At 27.5% G+C, this 18,239-nt stretch carries 9 protein-coding genes; all 9 read right to left on the bottom strand.

Going from position 1 to position 18,239, the window contains the following annotated elements:
* Positions 1-157: 157 nt before the first annotated feature.
* The 9 genes from ACTG46_RS05360 to ACTG46_RS05320 all read right to left on the bottom strand — a co-directional run bounded on the left by ACTG46_RS05360 (position 158) and on the right by ACTG46_RS05320 (position 18,199).
* Positions 158-1,210, bottom strand: a complete 1,053-nt coding sequence (locus ACTG46_RS05360; RefSeq protein ID WP_479923735.1) for a cell wall-binding repeat-containing protein — start codon at positions 1,208-1,210, stop codon at positions 158-160.
* 205 nt (positions 1,211-1,415) lie between these two features.
* Positions 1,416-2,642, bottom strand: a complete 1,227-nt coding sequence (pepT, locus tag ACTG46_RS05355; RefSeq protein WP_479923734.1) for a peptidase T — start codon at positions 2,640-2,642, stop codon at positions 1,416-1,418.
* Positions 2,643-2,731: 89 nt separating this feature from the next.
* Positions 2,732-3,784: a sporulation integral membrane protein YtvI gene (ytvI, locus tag ACTG46_RS05350; protein WP_054269594.1), complete on the bottom strand. Its 1,053-nt coding sequence runs from the start codon at positions 3,782-3,784 to the stop codon at positions 2,732-2,734.
* Positions 3,785-3,934: 150 nt separating this feature from the next.
* The gene (locus tag ACTG46_RS05345; protein WP_054269593.1) at positions 3,935-5,188 is read right to left on the bottom strand and encodes an HlyC/CorC family transporter; all 1,254 of its coding nucleotides are present in this window, start codon (positions 5,186-5,188) and stop codon (positions 3,935-3,937) included.
* Between the two features lie 129 nt (positions 5,189-5,317).
* On the bottom strand, positions 5,318-8,845 hold the full coding sequence (locus ACTG46_RS05340) for an AAA family ATPase (protein WP_479923733.1): 3,528 nt from the start codon (positions 8,843-8,845) through the stop codon (positions 5,318-5,320).
* Positions 8,832-10,043 carry an exonuclease SbcCD subunit D gene (locus ACTG46_RS05335; RefSeq protein WP_054269957.1) on the bottom strand — a complete coding sequence of 404 codons (1,212 nt, stop codon included), beginning with the start codon at positions 10,041-10,043 and terminating at the stop codon, positions 8,832-8,834. The genes ACTG46_RS05340 and ACTG46_RS05335 overlap by 14 nt, the downstream gene beginning before the upstream one ends.
* 44 nt (positions 10,044-10,087) lie before the next feature.
* Positions 10,088-13,912 carry a helicase-exonuclease AddAB subunit AddA gene (addA, locus tag ACTG46_RS05330; RefSeq protein WP_479923732.1) on the bottom strand — a complete coding sequence of 1,275 codons (3,825 nt, stop codon included), beginning with the start codon at positions 13,910-13,912 and terminating at the stop codon, positions 10,088-10,090.
* On the bottom strand, positions 13,912-17,379 hold the full coding sequence (addB, locus tag ACTG46_RS05325) for a helicase-exonuclease AddAB subunit AddB (protein ID WP_479923731.1): 3,468 nt from the start codon (positions 17,377-17,379) through the stop codon (positions 13,912-13,914). The genes addA and addB overlap by 1 nt, the downstream gene beginning before the upstream one ends.
* On the bottom strand, positions 17,369-18,199 hold the full coding sequence (locus ACTG46_RS05320; protein ID WP_167640118.1) for a PD-(D/E)XK nuclease family protein: 831 nt from the start codon (positions 18,197-18,199) through the stop codon (positions 17,369-17,371). The genes addB and ACTG46_RS05320 overlap by 11 nt, the downstream gene beginning before the upstream one ends.
* Between the last annotated feature and the right edge of the window lie 40 nt (positions 18,200-18,239).

The following is an 18,239-nucleotide window of genomic DNA, read 5'->3' as shown; positions in this document are numbered from 1 at the left end:
AATAAATCAAACTTAATTCTTTTAAATGAACAAAAAAAACAAGTAAACTCTGCTATTTATATCTTAATTAGAACTTTAAAGATAATATCCTAGACCTCTAATTAAATCTAACTTAGTTTACTTGTTTTTATTATATGTTGTTATTGATTTATCTATATTACTGTAATTCTAATGCTTCTGTATATGGTTTACTATTCTTACCTCCACCAACTTGCACAAATTTATCAGCCTTTACTTTTTTTATAAAACTTTTCTGTGCACTACTTAAACTTCCACTTGCAAGGATTACAGGTGATTTTGTCTTTGATGCTAATACTCCAGCAGCAAGCCCATCAACTAAATCAGCTTCTCTTCCACTTCCATCTTTTGCAAAATACATATTATTAACTTTACTTAATTTTCCATAAAATTTTTCTAAAACTTTGGCATTTGTATCTTTTCTATCTGTACCTGCTAGCCTTTCTGAATTGGCTAATTGTCCCTCAAGGTTTTTACTTATACTATATTCTCCACCTATTATGTAAGTCTCATTTGAATTTTGTGTAATAAAACTCTTTACTCCACTTCTTATACTATCTTTACTTGTATATATTATAGCCATATTATCACTTGCTGCTGGACTTGATATTGAGGTTGCATCTGCTAACCCATTGTATCCATTAACTACTGCTACTTTTGAAACACCTAAATCTCCTGTATCATCCAGTTGCTTAGTAAGAAGTAATGAAGTCTCTTCTCTATCTGCTCCACCAATTCTGCTTACTAACACTCCTATGTCCTCAAGAGATTCTTTTACACTCGATGAAATAGCTCCTTCACTTCCGATTAAAATAACTTCTTCTGGATTAAGTCTTTTTATTTCATCTGTAACATTATCTGGTATACTATTTTTATTAGTAAGTAGTATTGGTGCATCCAACTTACTAGCTAAAGGAGTTGAAGCCAATGCATCTGGCAATGAATTTGAATTAACTAGAAATACTCTCTCTGAACCATTATTCCATCCACTTTGAGATATTTTTATGGCCGTATCAAATCTATCTTCACCAATTAAGGTCTCTCCCTTTGGAGACTTTCTGTTTTTAAGATAATGATTCATACCTGTCTGTGTATTTTGATTTTTATCAGTGATGTCTGCATATACACAACTTGGCATCATAATTCCCACTACAAGTGCAAATGCTATTATTTTTTTAGATTTAATTTTCAATATAATTCCCCCTTTTTAATATTAATACTTATTGCTATCTGTACCTTTTATCAATACACACAATTAAAAATAATTATCCTTTATAAAACTAATTACAAAAATAGCTATATCATCTCAAATACAATACAAACTCATAATCAGTTTGACTTATAAAGAATGATATAGCTATTATAACTTTAAATGATTAGTTTTTAAATACTTTTAACTAAACTCTTTCAGCATATTTTTCAGCTATTCTTATAATTAATTGAGTAGCTTTCTCCATAGAACTAACTGGTATACATTCATTTTTACCATGGAAGTTTAATCCTCCAGTAAATATATTTGGACAAGGTAATCCATTAAAAGATAATCTTGCTCCATCAGTTCCTCCTCTTACAGGAACTAGACGTGGCTTTATACCTAATTCCTCCATGGCATCTTTAGCTATATCAACTATAAACATAACTGGTTCAATTTTTTCTTTCATATTATAATAAGAATCTTTTAAGTCTAATTCTACTCTATTGTCATATTTCCTATTTATTTTTTCTATATTTTCTATCATAATAGACTTTCTCTGTTCAAACTTTTCTCTACAATGGTCTCTAATAATATAAGCCATACTTACATTTTCAACATTTCCACCTATAGAATTTAGATGCCAAAAACCTTCATATCCCTCTGTTGTTTCTGGTCTTTCATCTGCTGGAAACATTTCTGATATTTCAGCAGCTATATGTATAGCATTTACCATTTTATTTTTAGCTGACCCTGGATGAACATTTCTACCATGTATAGTAATAGTTGCATTTGCTGCATTGAAATTTTCACATTCAAGCTCTCCAACTATTCCTCCATCTAAAGTATATGCATATTTTGCTCCAAATTTTTCAACATTAAATAAATCAGCACCTCTACCAATTTCTTCATCAGGTGTAAATCCTATTTTTATATCTCCATGTTTAATTTCTGGATGATTTATTAAGTATTCTATTGCAGTTACTATTTCAGCTATACCAGCTTTATCATCAGAACCAAGTAAAGTTGTTCCATCAGTAACTATTAAATCATCTCCCTTAAATTCTTCTAACTCTGGAGAATCACTTATATACGTAACAACATTTAATTCTTCATTTAAAACTATATCTTTTCCATCATAGTTTTGAATTATTCTTGGTTTAATATCTTTTCCACTAACATCTTCAATTGTATCTAAATGTGATATGAACCCTATAGTATCCACACCATCAGTGTTTCCCTTTAAAGTAGCCATTATATAACTATTTTCATCTAAACTTACATCATCAATACCCATTGATTTTAGCTCTTCAACTATATACTTAGCTAAAACTCTTTGACCTTCTGAAGATGGACAATTTTCACATTGAGAATTGGATGTTGTATCAAATGATACGTATTTTAAAAATCTTTCTACTACTTTTTGTTTCACGTATATACCCTCTTTCTTATACTATTAATGAAATTTTTTATTTATTAGTGAATAAATTTTTATTTAAAAAAAGTTCTAAGTTATTATAATTAAAAAATATCCACCTTCTTAAGTATATCATGCATACACACCAAACCCAAACAAAAAATTACGCCAATTATTCCTTTTACTTGGATTCCAATAAAAATTGCAGCAAGTGTAGCCAGTGGATTTAATCCAACATTTACAGATACTAGTTTAGGTTCTAGTATTTCTCTAATTAAAGATAAGATAAAAAATATTATAGTCATACTTATAGCTATAAAATAATTTTTTATAAGAAAATAGTAAACTATTACTGGAAGGTATATTGTTATAATACCTAGAAATGGAATTAAATCCATTAAAGCTCCCACAAATCCTACTATTAAACCATATTTTAATCCAAATAAAGCAAAACTTCCCCAAATTGCAAAAAATGTTATAGCCATAAGTATTGTATAAGCTCTTATATATCCAACAAGAGAAAGACCTGCTTCTTTTTTTACATTTTTTACTTTCTTTCTGACATCAGTAGTGAACATATTATAAAAATTATTTTCAATTTTATCTAAATCTTTTGCTATAAAATATGTAGCAATAAACAAAGTAATTATAAATATTATAATATATGGGATGGAAGTGGCTAATCCAAGGATACTTGTAAGAAGATTTTTTGTAATTTGCATCACTTCACCACTAAATTTATTTACTAACTGCTCTACATCAAAATTAGCTATTTCTTGAAATGTTTTCATGAAGTCGTTTACTTTATTTAAGAAATACATAATAGTATTACTTATATCTTCAGGATTAGCTGATACATTATTTAAAAATCCCATTAGTTCTTTTACTGAGTTTATTACTATTATTGTAGTAACTGTACTAACTATAGCAACTGCAAGAAAACTTAAAACCAACGTAGATACACCTTTATTTATGTGAAATTTATTTTCTAACTTTTGTGATATAGGATTAATCATAAGTGCTATTATACCACCTAAAAAAAATGGGGCTATGTATGGAAAAGCTTTATAAAGAAAAACAAATAACAATGTATATATACAAAAAAAGATGGTATTATTTTTTAATTTATATAAGAAATTATTTTCTAGTATGCTCATCTTAAAAATCTCCTTTCTTCTAATTTATATTTTTATTTTGTCCATTTCATACTAGTTTTATTTGAATATAAAATAAAAATAAGTGCATGCAATATAAAATTTAACTTTTACATTACATGCACTCATAATAAATTTAAGAACATTATTACATTATGTATATATTCTTATTTTTTTAATTCTATTTTTTTCTATACTCTCTATACAAAATCTTATATTATCGACTTCAATTACTTCATTCTCTTCTGGCAATCTGCTCAAGTGTCCAATTATAAAGCCACCTATAGAATCAAATTCTTCAGATTCTAAGTTTACACCAATAAGTTCATTAACATCACCAATTTTAGTACTTCCATCTACAATATACTCATCTTCTTTTATAACTTGTATTTCATCTTCTTCCTCATCATATTCATCCTCTATATCACCAACAATTACTTCTACTAAATCTTCTATAGTTAGAAGACCAGATGTTCCACCATACTCATCTACAACTATGGCCATTTGGCTTTTTTCAAGTTTCATCTCTTCAAGAAGTTGTGTTATTTTTTTGAATTCATATGTGAAAAAAGGCTCTCTCATATAGTTTTTAATGTCAAATGATTCTATTTCCTCATCTGATAAAAATATAATGTCTTTTATATTAAGTATTCCTACAATATCATCTATAGTCTCTTCATACACGGGCATTCTACTCAATTTCTCAGTTTTAAATACCTGTATTATCTCATCATAACTATCTTCCATATCTATAGCTACCATATCTATTCTTTGTATCATTGCATTTTTAGCTTGCATATCTCCAAATTCAAATACATTGTTTATAATTTCTCTTTCTTCCATTTCAAGGACGCCTTCTTCATGGCTTACATTTACCATGGTTTTTAATTCTTCTTCAGTTATGAATGATTTGGCTCCTTTATTTGTTATACCGAATAATTTAAATATAACACTTGTGATTATGTTAAATATCCATACTATTGGTCTTAATATAAATATAATTACTTTTATAGGTTTGGATACTAATAGAGAAACCTTTTCTGAATTACTTGCTGCTATTGTCTTTGGAGTAATTTCACCAAATATCAATACTAACACTGTCATCACAGCTGTAGCAAGTGCCACTCCTTTTTCTCCCATTAATCCTATAAATAAAGATGTTGATATGGATGTTGCTGCTATATTTACGACGTTATTTCCAACCAATATAGAACTTAAAAGTTTATTTGGACTTTCTATTAATGAACTTACTAACTTAGCTCCTTTAACTCCTTCATCTTGCATATATCTGATTCTGATTTTACTCAATGACATTAAAGCCGTTTCAGATGCTGAGAAAAATGCAGACCCCATAAGTAATACTATTAAAAATATAATCTGAATCAAATTATTGGGCGATTCCAACACTTACCACACTCCTAATTACATGTTTTTATATTAATATTAATTATAAATAACTTTAATATTAGTTTTAATTATATCACAATTATATATTTTTTGGAAATATTAGATAATATATTCAATTAACATATGTTTTTAACTATATTCAATTTTTACTTGTGAACCTACTCCAGCCTCACTAGATGAAACTATTAACTTAACAGGAACTCTATTTTTAAGTTCCTCGACATGACTTATTATACCCACACTTAGATTATTACTATGCAATCTTTCCAATGATTCTATAACAATTTCTAAAAGTTCACTATCTAGTGAGCCAAAACCTTCATCTAAAAAGAAGAATTCTAGAGGTGCACTTCCCTTTAATTGTATCTGAGATGAAAGAGCAAGTGCTAGTGATAGAGAAGTTAAGAATGTTTCTCCACCAGATAGGGTATCAATACTTCGTCTTTCTCCTCCATTAAAATTGTCTCTCATTACAAAATTCAGCGTCGAATCAATTTCAAGTGCATATCTTCCTTTTGTTATTCTTTCCAATCTTTTTGATGCTTCCAAAGCGATATATTTTAATTGGTTTGTAGAAACATATTCTACAAACTTGTTTCCTTGCACACATTTATCTAATTCCTCTAATAAATCTACCTGGTGTTCAACTACTTTAAGCTCTTTATTAAAATCATTTATCTTATCTAAAGAGTCTTTTAATGTTATTAGCTTATTTTGATTAGCTCCAATATCTTTTGATATATTACCTATCTCAACTTTTAGATTATAAATCTCGTCTTTTAATTGCTCAAAGTATTCCTTCTTTACAGTCCTACCATTTAATTTTTCTTTTGATGATTTTATTTTAAATGTCAATAATTTTTGTTCTTCTTCATATTCTAATATCTCTTCAATTAATTTTTTTATTTCATCGCCATCTAATAAAGCTCTTTTTACTGCATATATACTTTCAAATTTATTTTCTGCTAATAATCCATTTAATATTACTTTTTGTTCTTTATATTGTTCTCTAGCTGTTTTAAGTCTACCATCTATATTGTGTTTTTCAGCAATATTTTTTTCATACTCTAATCTTTGCTCTTCTAATTTTTTTCTACTTGATTCTTCTTGTTCTAATATCTTACATATATTTTCTTCAACATTATGTAAAAGATTTTTAGCCAAATCACCCTTAGTTATGTTAATAACTTCTTTATACTTATTTTCTCTATGCACTTTTTTTTCTACATATAATTCTCTAGCTCTTATTAACTCTATCTCTATCTCATGTAGTTTACTTTGATTTTCTCTTATTTTAAGGTCTAATGAATCTCTATTTTTTAATAATTTGGAGTATCCAGTGCTTAGTAATTCTAATTTTTTTTCATTTTCTCTTATTTCTTCTACCTTTGATGATAGATTAGAAACTTTAGTAATCGTCTTTAATCCTATATACTCCTGTTTTAGTTTTTTACATTTATTTTCTAGGCTTTCTATCTCTGTATTTAAGTCTCTCGTTAATTTCTTATAGTTATTCAAGCTTTCTTTTATTTTTAGTTCTTCTTTTTCAACTTTATTCTTCTCTTCTTTAACTAATGTTATCTTATTTTCGGTGTCTTCTTTCTCTTTCTCCCATTCTTGAATGTTAGATTTAAGCAAAGCAAGTTTTCTTTGTTCGTCATCAAGCTTTTTTAACAATTGACTAGATGGAATATCACCTAGTTTTCCTTTTACATCTTCCAATTCTTTAGTTTTCATTTTTTCTACAGATAAATATCCACTTACTTTAGCATTTAATTCCTCTATATTGCGTCTTATACTTAATTTTTCTTTTTCCTGTTTTTCTAGTTTTTCTTTGACAAAAGCTATATTCTCATCATATTTAGTTATATTATGGTTTTCATGATGTTTTGACCCACAAACTGGGCATGGCGTATTTTCTTTTAACTCACGTCTAAGCTCTGATGCTAAATTTAAATATTTTAACTCTTCTAGTTCTTTTTCTAAGTCTTCTCTATTTTTTCTATTATTTTCAAGCTTCTCATTTAGTAAATTTATTTCTCTTTCAGTATTAAACTTACTTTCCAGTACTATCTTTAATTCATCTTGTATATTATTCTTCTTAATTTCATTTTCTTTAGTATTGTTTGATTTATTTCTTAATTCAGTTACATATTCAGATTTTAAAAGTAAATCTGCACTCTTACCAGGACATTTTCTAAGAAGAACATCTAAGTGAAGAGATAAATTTTCTAAATTACGTTTTGTATCATTTTTATCTTTATCGATATATCTGATTTTTAAATTTATGTCTTCTGTCTCTTTAAGTATTTCTTCTAGTTTATTTACTTTTTGATTCTTCTCTTCTAAGACTTTATTATAATCTTTCTCATATTCATATGCTAAAAATATCTTTTGTTTTAATTCAGCACCTATATTTACTTTATCGATTTTTCCTTCAACTTCTTTTATAGACTTAATTACTGCATCTTTTCTAGATTCAGCCTCTTGTTTTACTTTTTCTAATTCTACTTTATTCTTATTTAAATTAACACCATGTTCTTTTAACTCTTTTAACTCTTTATCTAATAAAACTAACTCCTCTTCTAATCTTATTGCCTGTTGCAACCTTATCTTTTCTTCACTTAATTTAGGAACCTCTTCATTTTTAATTCTACTTATTTTTTCATATCTATTTTTTATGACCTCAAGTTCCTGATTTAGTATCACTAATTTCTTTTCTAAATTACTTACAGTAAAGTTATCTTCATTTATTTTTTTTTCTAGATTTTGAACAGAGCCTATGTATGGGTCTACTTTTCTTGCATTATTATCATTTTCTACAACACTTGTCTTTTCTTTTATCTCATTGCTTTTTAAATTAAGTTCATCTTTTCTAATCTCATTTTTCTCTAGTTTTAATTGTTCTTCATATACTGCTTTACTCTCTTCATAAGATTTCTGAGCCAAATCCAAAGCTTTATTTTTCTCTTTTTCAGTTTGTTTTAATTCTATTAATTCTTGATTTATATTGTTGTATACTTCTTCTGTAACTCCATCATATTGGCTTAATTTTGATTTTAAATCTTTTAAATTTTGTAAATGTAGGTTTTTTCTCTTTTTTACTTTTTCTCCAAGACTTCTTCCATATTTCTCAAGATTGAAAATTCTCTCTAACATATCCCTTCTATCTGCTCGTGACAATCTCAGAAACTCATTAAATTTATCTTGTGGCAAAACTACTGACCTAGTAAAATCATTAGCTGTTAGCCCTACAACTTGAGCTACCTTTTCATTTACTTCCACAACCTTATCAGCTAAGACATTTTTAGTATTGTCATTCAATATCTCTATTAATCTAGCATTAGAAGTCTTTGTTCCTGTTTTGCTTCTAGCAATAGTTCTATCTACAATATATCTTCTTCTAGTATTTTTACTTCCTATCTCAAATTCATATGATATAATTGCCTTATCACATACACTATTTATATATTCTTTTGTATTTCTGGAGATATTTCCATACATAGCAATGGTTATTGCATCTAAAATTGTAGATTTTCCACTTCCAGTAGTTCCAAATATCCCAAACAAACCTCTTTCAATTAGCTTTTCAAAGTCTATAACTTGTTTATCAATGTAGCTATTAAGTCCTGTAACTTCTAACCTAATTGGTCTCATCTGCTGATTCACCCTCTTCACTTATTATATCTAGAAACAAATCCATAAGCTCCCCTTTTGGCTCCACACCTCTACTAAAAGAATAAAATTCTTTAAATAACTCTGCCATAGACTTTTCTTTTATATCTACACTTTCTTGTTCATAGCAAGATGTTATTATTGGTTTTATTTCTATTATGTCTTTTAATAATTCCTTCATTTTTTTTATTTCATTCTGTGATATTATCTCATCAGTATTTATTTCAAAGTATGACCAAATATCTCTATTTTGATTTTGCTCACATATCTCTAAAGCTTCTTCTATACCATTACATTTAAATACTTCTATAGGTTTATAATTATTAAAGTATACTTCCCCAATTACTGGTTTTTCACCAGCCTTTATATCCACTATATATGCACCTTTAGTATATGCTCTTTCATCTTTACTATATTGAAGTGGAGAACCTGAATAATATGCATTTAAACGTTCAGAAGCTTTTTGTTGTTTATGCAAATGACCTAATGCAGTGTATTGAGCTTTTTCTGGTAAGTCTTTTCTTTCAACTAAAAAACTTCCTCCTAGTTGTATTGGTCTTTCTGATTCAGTACTCTCTCCACCTATTACAAATATATGTGATACTGCTATATTTATAGTATCACTTCTAAAGTTTTCTTCTAGATTTTTAAATATATTGCCTACCTTTTCAGAATAAGTTTTTTGTTTTTCCAAATCATCTTCACTCGAAAAAACTTCATTCAATCTTTTTTCACTTGGATAAGGTAAGGTAGCAATTACAACACTTTCACCATTTATATTTAGTGTTGTGCATCCTTGTACTGCATCTGTTATTTCAAAGTTTCTATACTTAGCTTTTGTTGTAGCACTTGATGGATAACCAAATATAAGTATTCCCTGTTCATGTGCTAAAGGTGTTATTGCAGAAAGTCTCTCTGGATTATCATGATTTCCTGAAATTATTAATACACACCTTTGCCCATTATTAGCAAGTTTTGAAACAGTTTGATAAAACAGTTTTTCTGCTTGTGCAGGAGGATTAGAAGTATCATATATATCTCCAGCAATTACAACCATATCTATTTCATTTGATTCTACTATTTCTATAAATTCCTCACAAAACTTTGCTTGCTCCTCAATTCTAGAATGGCCCTCTAGGGATTTCCCTAGATGCCAATCTGATGTATGAATAAATCTCATTTTTTCCCCTTCCTCTGTCTTTATGTTTAATTTATATAAAAAAACTAATAACAAACAGCTTCATCAACACCAAATAAATATATACATTTTTCTTTTACTGACTTCCCTGTTAAAGTTTCAATAACATCTGCATATAAATCTAATTGTTTTTTATATTTCTCTATTATTTGATTTATATTTTCTTCATTTACAAAATCTGTTTTATAGTCAACTAAAACTATTTGATTATCTTCTTCAAAATAAGCATCAACTATACCTCTTAACATGACACTTTCTTTATCATAGAGTTTTTTATCATCATTTTTTATTAATTCTTCATAAATATAAATATCTTTCATATTCACTTGTGCATAAATGGATTTTTCTCTATTTATAAGTTCAGCATTCAGCATCCTTTTGCCTATATTTGAAGCAAAAAATTTATATATTTTATATGGATTTACTATACTAGCCTGTTTTTCTGTTATTACACCTTTTGAAATAAATCCTTGTATTTGTGACTTTATATCATTTACACTATTTACTTTTTTTAAGTCTAAAACTTCCATAACCAAATGGACTATAGTACCTCTTTCTGCTCCATTAATCTTTTCTCTTTCTTCATCATTTTGAATGAATAGAGGTTTTTTTAGTGTTACTTTTTGTTCAAATATAGTATTTATTAACTCTTCCTCATAGTTGTTTTGTATTTTTTTTATTTCTGTGACAGATATACTAGCAGGTTTTCTTGTGCTAAACTCATATGGATATACATAATTTAATTTTTCTTCTATTTCAGTATAATAATTGCTATCAGGATTATCTACATCTATCTTTTCAAGGATTTCTTCAATACTTTCATTTTCTTCATTAGTCTTTCTTTCTATTAAGACATCATTCTTATTCCATAGTCTTCCATGCCATTTTGAATTATGGTCAACATTAAAGACTGCATCTAAACCTACATCTTCCAATAAATTAGATAAGTCTTTATGTTTTAATACACAAGGCATTATCCAATCCAGAAAATTTTTACCTTTTAGTATCTCATATTGTGATATTGTATCCAGACCTTCAATTCCATTTGCCCATCGTTTTATACTCTCTTGTACATTTCTAGTAGAACCTGTTATAATCAATTTTTCTTTTGCTCTTGTAAATGCAACATATAAAACTCTCATCTCTTCTGATAGATTTTCTATATTTATTTTACTTTTTAATGCTTCCTTGGCTATACTTGGAAAAGATATTCTTCTTTCATAATCTACAAACTGAGGTCCATACCCTAAATTATGATGATATAAGATACTCTTTTTAAAATCTTGAGTATTGAAGTTTTTACCCATTGCAGAACATATAACTACTGGAAATTCTAATCCTTTACTTTTATGAATACTCATTATCCTAACAACATTTGCATTTTCTCCAAGTGTCTTTGCACTTCCCATATCAGAACTAGATTTTTTTAATTTCTCTATAAAATTTACAAAGTTGAATATTCCCTTAAAACTAGTCTCTTCAAATTGTTTTGCTCTCTCAAACAATACTTTTAAATTAGCTTGTCTTTGACTTCCACCTGGCAATGCCCCAACATAAGCATAATATCCAGTCTTTGTATACAAATACCAAATAAATTCGTCAGTACTCATGTACATTGATTTTTCTTTAAAATCCCTTAATTTAACGAAAAAATCCTTGCTTTTACTTATACATTCTTTACTTGGAATAAACTCAGACTTATTTTCATTTTGAGAATCTATAAAATCATCATACTCTGATGTACTTTCTAAAACTTCATAAAAAGTCTTATCTTTATTCTGAATTCTAATACCAATCAAATCCTCTGGTGTAAATCCAAATATAGGAGATTTTAATACAGATATAAGTGGTATATCTTGTATTGGATTATCTATTATCTGAAGTAATGATAATATAGTTTTTATTTCAATGGTATCAAAATATCCCACTCCAACATCGGCATATGTTGGTATATCCATATTCATCAATTCATCTGCAAACACTGGAGCCCATGCTGATGTTGCTCTTAAAAGAATCACTATATCTCTAAACTCCACAGGTCTATATCCGTCAATTCCCTTATCGTAGATTTTTTGGATTTTTCCTTCTTCATTAGCTCTCATTAAATCTTTAATAATCTTTCCAACCATTCTGGCCTCAAGTTGTATATTATCTAATTTTTCTTCTTCTAATTCATTGTCTTCATTATTATCACTATCATTTTTATTGTTTATAGTATCATCATCAAGTTTATTATCTTTTTGTATAAGATGTACTTCTGTTGCTCCGCCAATAATAGATGCTTCATCTGTATCCAATTTAAAATCAGCCCCCAAATTGAGCCTTTCTTTTTCTGTATATTCAATTTCTCCTATATTTTCATTCATTATATTTTCAAATATATAATTTACAGCATCTACAACTTCTTCCCTACTTCTAAAGTTTTTATAAAGCATTATTTTTCTATGAGAAGTTCCCTTTTTATCATTATAGTTATTGTATTTTTGTAAAAATAATTCTGGCTTTGCTTGTCTAAATCTATATATACTCTGCTTTACATCTCCAACCATAAACCTATTTGGTGTTTCTGTGTTAGCCACAGCTTTAAGCAACACTTCCTGTACTAGATTACTATCTTGATATTCATCTATAAATATCTCATAGAACTTCTTTCTATATCCCATTGCTATATCAGAAGGTACAATATTACCTTCTTCATCCATATTGGTTAGTATATTTAAGGCAAAATGCTCTATATCATTAAAGTCTATTATTCCTTTTTCACTTTTCTTATTACTATATTCCTCTTCAAATCTCAGTACAATATTAGATATAGGCTTGACTATATTATAAAGATATTTTATTTCTTCTTTAATAGAGTCATTATCTTTATTAAATGTAGCATTTACTATACTTTCTAAAGATTTCTTAGCCTTATCTCTCATAGCCTTTGCTTTTTCTTTTGATTCTTTTATATATGAAGGAGCATCTTTTGGTATCCTTTTTACTCCTTTTACATAGTTTTCAAAAGACATAGCTGCCATCTTTTTATATGCTTCATTCCAGGACTTATTACACGCTTCTGAAATACCTACTATTTTTTTATACTCAATAGCTAACTTTTCTGAAAAGGTTTCTAATTCTGCTATTGATTCAACTTCTTTTAATGCCTTTTCCATATTTAAACAAAAACCATTAATTTCTATTTTTACAGTATCTAATATAGCTCTAGCCCAAATAGATTGTGAAAAATCAAAGTCTTCATCAATATTAAATCTCTCTGCTGAATCAAGCAACCATTTTTTAGGTTTAGGAGAAGCCATTGCAAATGAATATATTCCTAAAATAATATCCTGTACTTCCTTGTCTCCTCCTCTTTCTGCATAACTTTCAACTAAATTTAAAAATCCCTCATTTCTTTCTTCATACAAGGTTTCAAATACATCTTCTATTGCCTCTTGTTTCAAAATAGCACATTCAGTTTGGTCTCCTATTCTGAAATTTGGGTCTAAATTTATTCTATGAAAGTTTGATTTTATAACATCCAAACAAAATGAGTGTATTGTTGTAATGCTAGATTTATTTAATAGAACCAGTTGATTTTGTAAATGTTTATTTTCTGGATTTTCATCTAGTGATTTTCCTATAGCATCACCTATTCTCTCTCTCATCTCTGATGCAGCAGCATTAGTAAATGTAACCACTAATAACTTATCTATATCGATTGGATTTTCCCTACTTGTTATCATTTGAATTATACGCTCAACTAGCACTGCTGTTTTTCCTGACCCAGCAGCTGCTGCAACCAATAAATTGCAATCTCTACTTTCTATGACTTCTAATTGCTCTTTTGTCCATTTAGGAGAACTCACTAATTAACATCTCCTTTCATCAGTTTTATTATTTCTTCATTGCTCTTATTATTTAAATTTTTATATTTATTATCTTTCATAGTTGAATCAAATTGGCATATAGCTGAATAATCACAAAAATCACATGATGTTCCATCTTTGTGTTTATATGGAGCTATACAGATTTCTCCACTTAACATATCTTCACATAAATCCTTTATAGCATGTTTTACATAATTTCTAAGTAATTTAAACTCCTCATAAGTTACTGCTGATGTGCTTTTGCCTACATTTCCATCCTTTGTAAGACCTACTGGTATTACTAAAGAGTTTTTTCTTTCTCCATCTATTAATGATTTATCCATTTCTTTTATTATATGAGAATCTTTTATTACAAGCCCCTTCATTCTAAGTTCTTTTAGTATTGCTTCTTGTATTTCTTCATCATCTTTATCTTCATTAAATTTCGCTATTGGGTTATTTATTCTACAATATAATATTGCAGCTGGATTTATATTTACATCTTCTCCTTTTACACTGTCAAGAATTGCATCTAAATACACAAGTAATTGCAACTGTAGACCATAATATATTTCTGTCAAACTTATATCTTTATTGCCCGATTTATAATCTACTATTCTTATATATTTATTTTCTCCTTCTTTAAATTCATCAACTCTGTCTATTTGCCCAATTAGATTTACTTCTTCTCCATTATCTAATACTATTTTTATAGGAGGATATTTTCCATCTCTTCCAAAATTAACTTCATAATCTATTGGCTCAAATGAACCTTGTTTTATTTGTTGACTGATTATATCTACAGCAGTTGTCAACATATTTTTTAATCTATATGCAAGATATTTATACCTTTCAGAACTATTTAATATATATCCTGGTATCTTTGAAATTATTTCATCAACTATTATACCTATCTTTAATTCTATATACTTTTCATCAATGTCTCTCCAAGATAAACTATCTTGTGAAAGCTCCTTTGAAAATCTATCTAAAATATTGTGAATGAAAGTTCCCAAATCTGGTGGTGTAAATGAATATTCTTTACGTTTTCTAGCTTTTAAACCATACTGTATAAAATAAGCAAATGGGCACTCTGCATATTTTTCAAGCCTAGATACACTAAGAGAATTACTTTTATATAACGACCTTATCTTTTTTTCTTCAATCTTATGGACTTGATTGGTATAACTAAGCCCTTTTATAACTTTTTTTGTTATCGAACTATACATTTCATCCTTTAGATAGTATCTATATATATCTAACCAAATACTATTAATATCTTCTTTATTGTAGCTATCATTATCATAATTTTTTATTACATTTATAAGTTTATTAAATGTAGGTGATTTAACAGTTATTTTTTTAAGTATATCTTCATCATTTTGCTTATCTTCTTCTACTAAATAACTTTTGTTGTCTATATTTGGAAATATCTTTTTAAGTCTTGATATAATTATTGATGGTCTAAGAGTTTTACCTTCATGGTCAGATATAGGATATGTTATGATTAAATTCTCAGATGTAGAAGTAAGAGCCTTATATACTAGAAACTGTTCCTCAAAACTTCTAGTTTTACTATCAATGTCAACTTCAATTCCTTTACTTCCAAGATTTTCTCTATCATTATCACTTAATATCCCACTATCCTTTGTAATTAGAGGAAATATACCATCAGTAGTTCCAATTAGATATAAATACTTAGTATTTGGATTTTTCATTCTCTCCACACTACTTACAAGTACTTGGTCTATACTAGGAGGAACTAATCCTAATTCGTATTCATCAAAACCTAAAGTTATTAGCTTTATAAATTTTTCTAAAGAAATTATTTCATCACCCATAAGCTCAACCATTTGGTCTAGTACATCCACTACTATATCCCAAACTTGTGAGTATTGATTGGCAACATCAAGTTCTCCTTTATCTTTAAAATTTACTATTAAACTTTCTATAGTTTCTGGCATATTTATATCCAGTAAAAAATCATATATATACTTACATATTTCTTTTACTCTATTTTTCCCTTTTAGTTTTTCTTGTAAAGTAACTATTGGCTCTAGTACTCTATTTTTTATTTCATTTATTTTATCTTTTAATTCTAGTTCAAAGTCACTTTCTTCACTAGAAAGACTCTGTGTTATTCTATAATCCCATTTTTCATCAAACCATTTCTTACCTTTTATTCCATTAACTAGCACATAGTTTTCTAGTAAATTTATATCATTATTATCAATTCCTATAAGTCCGCTTTTTAAATATCTAAACATGGTCTCATATCCATATCGTCTATGCTTCATTTCTAAGGCTGAAATAATTAAAATAACTATCGGGTTACTTTTTGCTTCTCTCTTCTTATCTATAAAATTTGGTATATTATATTCATTAAATATAGAGTGTACTAAAAAATCATATCTATTTAAATCTCTTGTGGCTATAGTTATATCTCTATATCTAACATTCTTATCTCTAACTAAATGTACAATTTCTTTAGCTATTTCTTCTACCTCTGAATATAAATTATTAAACTCTTTTATCTTTATATTTTCAGTTGAATTTAAATATGTTTTATATGGATAAGCATTATAAAATCTTTCTAAGTATTGTAATTCTTTGATTTCTTCAAATCTTTTTATAACACCTGTATTCAAATTTACTTGTGGAAGTATTTTTATCCCCTCTTCATTACACAATTGAGTTAACTTTGAATAAGTAAATTTAGTTCTAGAAAATACATCTGCTTTACTATATCCAATATAATTAATGTCATCTACAGTTAAAGAAATACTGACATTTTTAGCTTTATTTAATATGCTCTTTATCACATTGTACTGATTTGGTGTAAAACCTGTAAATTCATCTATATAAACACAAGCTCCATCTAAATAACTGCTTAATTCTATCCTATTTGCCAATGAGGTTAACATATCTTGAGCATCTACATAATTTTCATGTAATTTTCCTTCAAAAGAATTATATATTTTACTTATATCTTTTAATTTTAGGCTTAAAGTCTCATTATCTAATTCTCCTGATATATTTTCTAACATTTCAGGACTTATATTGTACTGTTTCATTTCTGATATCATATCTGTAATTGAACTTACAAAACCAGATTGTGACTTTGACTTTGAAAATACATTTAATTCTTCACTTACATCTTCAATCGCTCTATATACCATCATTGCTTTTCCACTAGAATTTATATTTACATCTGTTAATCCTCCTGCTTGAGAAAAAACTATATTACTTAATGTTTTGAAACTAAGCACTCTAACTCTTAGATACTTATCTTTTTCTTTTCCTAAAAATAGTTTACTTACTCTATTTTCAGCCTCAAATGTGTATTGTTCTGGAACTAAAAGTATAATTGATGTTATTTCATTTCTTTGAGCTTCTCTTTTAATTTCATCTAGCATATAAGTAGATTTTCCACTTCCACCTCTACCTAATATAAACCTAAGTCCCATAAATTTCCGCCTCCAAAATACTATAATCTATTTCTTTATCATTGCATAATTTATTGAATTCGCAATACTTGCAATGGTTCTTATTTCTATAGCACATACGTTCTTCTTTATTATATACCTTTTCTATATCATTGTATAGATTGTCTTCGTATGTATGTTCTTCATAATTAGTATTCTTTATCATATTTATATAAGTTTGAATTTTATTTTTATTTGTTTCATGCTTTTCTTCATCATATGAAATGATGATTGGTAAGTCATCAAATTCAGGTTGATAGTATTTCATATTTATATCTTTAACATTTATGTCCATTTTTAAAACTTTTGGGATTACTTCTTTTGCTAAAAACATATAAACAATTGTTTGTATTCTATTTTCTACATTTTTATAGTCAATCTTTCTAGACTCAGTTTTCCAATCCCATATCTCTATCTCATCTTTTCCAACTACAACTAAATCATACTTTGCCTGTAGTGTATCTCCTCTTAAAGTCATCCTTACTTCATACTCTGGTAGATATATTTTATCTTCTTTAATAGGGACAACTTTTTTTATATTTTCAATCCATTTTAAAAATTTTTTGCTATTTTTATCCTCATCATTAAAATAGATTCCAAGGGGTATATTATTAAAATACCTTTCGCAAATTAAATGAAAATCTCTTCCTGTTTTTAAGCTTTCATAATACTCTCTACTACCAATATCATCATTTTTCCAATTTATTCTATCAATATATTTATATTTAAACTTCAATGGACATGATTTATATGTGTTAATTGAATTTTGACTATAAGAAAAATATTTTAATTTATCATTCACTCATATCACTTCTCTCTTAACTTTATTTTTAATAGCTATT

Source organism: Clostridioides sp. LIBA-7678, from assembly GCF_056716065.1.
Note: the sequence above shows the minus strand (reverse complement) of the source record. Positions and strands in the feature narration are given on the sequence as shown.